Genomic DNA, 5,021 nt, shown 5'->3' with positions numbered 1-5,021 from the left:
CGATCAGACCGAGGAGGGCGAGAAGGGCATGGCGATCATCGGCATCGCCACGATCGTGCTGATCCTGGTGCTGCTGCTGATCATCTTCCGCAGCCCGGTCATCGCCTTGCTGCCGGTGATCACCATCGGCGCGATCTCGAGCACGGTCAGCGGCCTGATCGCCATGGCGGCCAAGGCATTCGACCTCGATATCGACACCTCGATCAGCGCCATCCTGCTGGTCGTACTGTTCGGCGTCGGCACCGACTACATCCTGTTCCTGATGTTCCGCTACCGGGAACGGCTGCGAGCGGGCGACGATCCCAAGACCGCGATGATCAACGCGGTGGCCCGCGTCGGTGAGGCCATCACCTCGGCGGCAGCCGCCGTGATCATCGCGTTCATGGCGCTGACCCTGTCGAGCCTCGGCATGTTCCGGGCGATGGGTCCCGCGCTGGCGATCGCCGTCGCGGTGGCGCTGCTGGCCGGTCTCACGCTGGTACCCGCGATCGTCTCCCTGCTGGGCACCAAGGTGTTCTGGCCCTCGAAGGCGTGGCAGGTCGAACCGAGAGGCGCGCGGTTCGGCGCGATCGGCGCGGCGATGGGCAGGCGGCCGGGCGTATTCGCTGTCGCCTCCGGCGGAGTGCTGGTGGCGCTCGGGGTGTTCGCGGTCGGCTTCAACCCGACCTTCGATCTGAGCTCGGGTTCCACCTCCGACGCCTCCGAGTCGGTGGTCTTCACCACCGAGCTGCTCAAGGGAATGCCGGCGGGCGCCACCCAGCCCTCCGACGTGTTGCTGCACTCGCCCGGCGGACCGCTGAGCGAGGACCAGCTCACGACCTACCGAACGGCGTTGACCCAGGTCGAAGGCGTCGGGCAGGTCGGGCAGGCGCAATTGTCACCGGACCGCACGATCGCCGACTTCCAGGTGACGCTCGCCGACGCACCGGAATCCGATGCGGCGCTCGACACGGTGGCCGGTCCGCTGCGTACGGTCGCGCATCAAGCGGCGCCCGCGGGGGCCACGGCGGCGGTCGGCGGCATGACCGCGGTGTTCGTGGACTTCAAGGACGCCATGAACCACGACTACGCGATCGTTTTCCCGGTGGCCGCGATCCTGATCATGCTCGTGCTGGCGCTGCTGCTGCGCAGTCTCGTCGCACCGTGGTACCTGATGGCCTCGGTGTTCCTCGGCTTCGCCGCGACCTTGGGTGCCACGGTGCTGGTGTTCCAGCAGATCCAGGGCGAGAACGGCCTGATCTTCACGCTGCCGGTGATCATGTACCTGTTCGTCGTCGCGCTGGGCACCGACTACAACATCCTGATGGTCGCCCGGCTGCGCGAGGAAGCCCGCGAGGGACACACGCCACGCGAAGCGGCGGCGCTGGCCGTGCGGCACACCGGGCCGACCGTCGCGGCGGCCGGACTGATCCTGGCGGGCACCTTCGCCTCGATGATGCTGGCGGGCAACAGCACCCTGTCGCAGATGGGCTTTGCCATCTCGGTGGGCATCGCGATCGCCGCGTTCGTGATGGCGCTGTTCTTCACCCCCGCGGTGACCGCGCTGCTCGGGCGGCGCGCGTGGTGGCCCGGCCACGGTGGTGACAGCGACGCGGACGCGAAGTCCCGCTGGGCAGAGCACTCCTACGCCGAGAGCTACTACACCCCGCCGACGGAGCACAGCCGCTGGTAACGGCCACACCGACGCAGGCTCGCTCCCCCACGGGGGCGGGCCTGCTCGTCTATCGTTGGGCGGGTGGCCAAGCCTGCGGCGCCTGCGGTCGAACTACCGGTGGGTGAGCACACCGTGCGGGTCAGCAATCCCGACCGGGTGTATTTTCCCGAACTCGGCGTGACCAAGCTCGACCTCGCGCAGTACTACCTGAGCGTCGGGGACGGGATCGTCAACGCCCTGCGGGATCGGCCCTGCATGCTGCACCGATTCCCCAAGGGACTGCCGGGCGGAAAGGTGCACCAGAAGCGGGTGCCTGCGGGTGCGCCGGACTGGATACCGACCGTGCGCGTGTATTTTCCGCGCTACGGCAGGCATGCCGACGAGCTCTGCGTGCACGAGCTCGCCGAGGTGATCTGGGCTGTGCAGATGTCCACCGTGGAGTTCCACCCCTGGAATTCGCGGGCCTCCGATACCGAGTCGCCCGACGAATGGCGCATCGACCTCGATCCGATGCCCGACTGCCCGTGGTCGCGGGTGCAGCGGGTGGCCGGGGTGGTGCACGAGGTGCTCGACGAGCTCGGCGCGGTCGGCTGGCCGAAGACCTCCGGTGGGTCCGGACTGCACGTGTACGTGCGGATCGCGCCGGAGTACGGGTTTCAGGAGGTTCGCCGGGCCGCGCTCGCGTTCGCGCAGGAGATCGAACGGCGTGCGCCCGAGGATGTCACCACGGCCTGGTGGCGCAAGGACCGCGATCCCGCGCAGCTGTTCGTCGACTACAACCAGAACGCGCGCGACCACACCATCGCCGCCGCCTACTCCGTGCGTGGCGTGCCGGAGGCCACCGTGTCGACGCCGGTTCGCTGGACCGAGATCGACGACATCGTGCCCCGTGACTTCACCATCCAGACCGTGCCTGCCCGCTATGCCGAACTCGGCGACCTACAGGCCGACATGGACAACGCCGTCTTCGACATCGCGCCCCTGCTGGAACTGGCCGACCGGCACGGCGTCGAGGAACTCGTCGACCTCGACGAACAGTGAGCAGTCCCGGACCACTTCGCGAGACCGGGAGGGTGCGGAGGCGCCGTCGACAGCGACGAGGAAGAATCAGGGTCCGGTACCGCGTGCGGTGCCCAGGACAGCGCTCGAGCCGCAGTGCGGCACCGGCAGCCGATCGACCCAGGAGGTCTCTGTGCAGGAATCCGCGACCACGATCGCGATCGCCCCGGATCAGCCGGCGCCGCGCTTGCTCGAGAAAGCGGTCGTCGGAGCGGGCGCTCGGGTGGGTGAGGTGGCGGAGGCCGACGCACTGATCTGGACCGGCAAACCCAGCGATTTTCCGGCGACCCTGCCGTCGTCGGTGCGCTGGGCGCAGTTGCCCGCCGCGGGGATCGAGGACTTCTTCGACGCGGGCGTGTTCACCGCGCATCCGGACGTGGTGTTCACCTCCGCGGCAGGGGCATTCTCGCACAGTGTCGCCGAACACGCGCTGATGCTGTTGCTGGCCGGGGTGCGGTACCTGCCCGAACAGTTGCGGGCGACGTCGTGGCAGCAGCGGGAGTTCTTCCCGCACGTCGGATCGCTGCGCGGCAAGACCGTGACGATCGTCGGTGCCGGCGGGATCGGTCGCGCGCTGATCCCGATGCTGGCGCCGCTGGGCGCCCATGTGATCGCGGTAAACCGGTCGGGACGTCCGGTGACCGGCACCGGCATTCCCGCCGATGTCGAGACGGTGCCGACCGATCAGCTCGCGCGGGTGTGGTCGCACACCGATCATGTGGTGGTCGCGGCACCCGCGACGGCGCAGACGCGCCACCTCATCGGCGCCGACGAACTGTCCAGGCTCAAGCCGTCGTCGTGGGTGATCAATGTGGCCCGTGGCAGCCTGATCGACACCGACGCGCTGGTGGACGCGCTGACCGGCGGGGTGATCGGCGGCGCCGGACTCGACGTCACCGACCCGGAACCGCTGCCCGGCGGGCACCCGCTGTGGACATTGCCGAACGCGATCATCACCCCGCACGATTCGAACCCACCGCAGTTGCGGTTGGCGGCGTTCGCCGATCATGTCGGCGCGAATGTGGCACGGTTCGTCGCGGGCGAGCCGTTGGACGCGATCATCGACACTGCGCGCGGTTACTGAGAGGTCCGGCCGCTGACCCGGACTGCGATCGTAAAAACGTCGGCCGACCTCAGCGTCCGCCGGAACAGTCAGCTGAGGTACTCAGAGCGGGAAAAGATTCCGTTCGGAGATATGAGGCTCGATCGGCACGCCGGAATCGGACAACGCGGGTTAGGCTGTCCCCGTCCTGGTTCGGTAAGGATGGGATCGGCAATGGGATGGACCTTCACCGCTGACGAATTCGCGCACGTCTGGCGGGAATCGGGTCAGGATCGCATGCCGTTTCCGTTGCGCGTGCTCGAGTCGCCGCACACCGAGAACGACGCGGCGCGGCTACGCGCGGGACTCGACGACCGACTACGCGGGGGTGACCCCGACCTCGCCGCCTGTCTGCGGATCATCGCCGAACCACACGCCAGGATCGTGCTGGTCGGCGGCGCCCATACCCCAGGCAGCGAAATCCGGCTGCTGGCCTGCGCGGTCTACGACCATGCGGTGCTGGTAAGGCAGGAACCGAGTACCCGGCCCGATTACGGTGGCAGCGTGCGTGTTTCGATCGGGCACACCGCGGGGATCGGCGCGCGCGTCACCGCCTGCCTGCCCGATACCCCACCCGGACGCGAACCCGCGCGCGAGGCCGCGACCGAGGCGGTGCGCGACGAGGAAACTGTGCTCGCGACCCATCCCGCCGTGCCCCGCATCCAGCGACTATTACGCAGGCCGCACACCGCCGAGGGCCACATCCGCATCGAAACCGGGCTCGACCGTCCGGTGCCGAACCCACCGGTGCACTACAGCTGGATCGACGTGGCCAACGACGGCCGCTACCTGCTGCGAGCGGGCGAAACCGTGCACGTGGTGCCCGCGTCCACTGGGCAACTGGCCGCGCAATTGCAGCGCAGATTGGTGCCGGCGCACAGTTCGCACAGCAGAAGGTCCGGCTAACCTGGACTCCACCGCATCATCTGGAGGGGAGACGCGATGACGATCGAGAGCAGCAGAGCCGAGATCTCCCGGTTCCGCAGCGCCGCCGTGGCGGGGACACTGACATTCGACCCCGATGCCGCGCGCCGATGCGCCGACCTCTACGAACAGCAGGCCGAGCATCTCGCCCAGCTGCGTCAGGGGCTCGAGAACGCTGCCGAGGCAGCGGGATTCGGCGGCTTCGTCTCCGCCCAGCAGTTGCAGGCGGGCTTCGCGCACAAGGCACGCGACGCCGCCGAACTGCTCGATCGCTACATCGAC

The 5,021-nt window shown here is 68.6% G+C and carries 5 protein-coding genes; all 5 read left to right on the top strand.

Going from position 1 to position 5,021, the window contains the following annotated elements:
- A partial coding sequence (locus ACFWF3_RS24020) for an MMPL family transporter (protein WP_379315352.1) occupies positions 1-1,672 on the top strand: 1,672 nt, incomplete at its 5' end.
- A gap of 63 nt (positions 1,673-1,735) precedes the next feature.
- Positions 1,736-2,695 (top strand): non-homologous end-joining DNA ligase, encoded by a 960-nt coding sequence (ligD, locus tag ACFWF3_RS24015; protein WP_379315351.1) that lies wholly within the window; start codon positions 1,736-1,738, stop codon positions 2,693-2,695.
- 151 nt (positions 2,696-2,846) lie between these two features.
- Positions 2,847-3,797 (top strand): D-isomer specific 2-hydroxyacid dehydrogenase family protein, encoded by a 951-nt coding sequence (locus ACFWF3_RS24010; RefSeq protein WP_379315350.1) that lies wholly within the window; start codon positions 2,847-2,849, stop codon positions 3,795-3,797.
- Between the two features lie 192 nt (positions 3,798-3,989).
- Positions 3,990-4,721: an ESX secretion-associated protein EspG gene (locus tag ACFWF3_RS24005; protein WP_378993752.1), complete on the top strand. Its 732-nt coding sequence runs from the start codon at positions 3,990-3,992 to the stop codon at positions 4,719-4,721.
- Between the two features lie 36 nt (positions 4,722-4,757).
- On the top strand, positions 4,758-5,021 hold a 264-nt coding region (locus ACFWF3_RS24000; RefSeq protein WP_379315349.1), incomplete at its 3' end, for a hypothetical protein.

Source organism: Nocardia sp. NPDC060220 (genome assembly GCF_042727815.1).
In the GTDB taxonomy this organism is placed as follows: domain Bacteria; phylum Actinomycetota; class Actinomycetes; order Mycobacteriales; family Mycobacteriaceae; genus Nocardia.
This window is presented reverse-complemented; position numbering and strand designations above follow the sequence as displayed.

What these genes read in the sequence shown, in the direction of transcription:
- ACFWF3_RS24005 (WP_378993752.1), top strand. Translation starts at nt 3,990, where the DNA reads ATGGGATGGACCTTCACCGCTGACGAATTCGCGCACGTCTGGCGGGAA.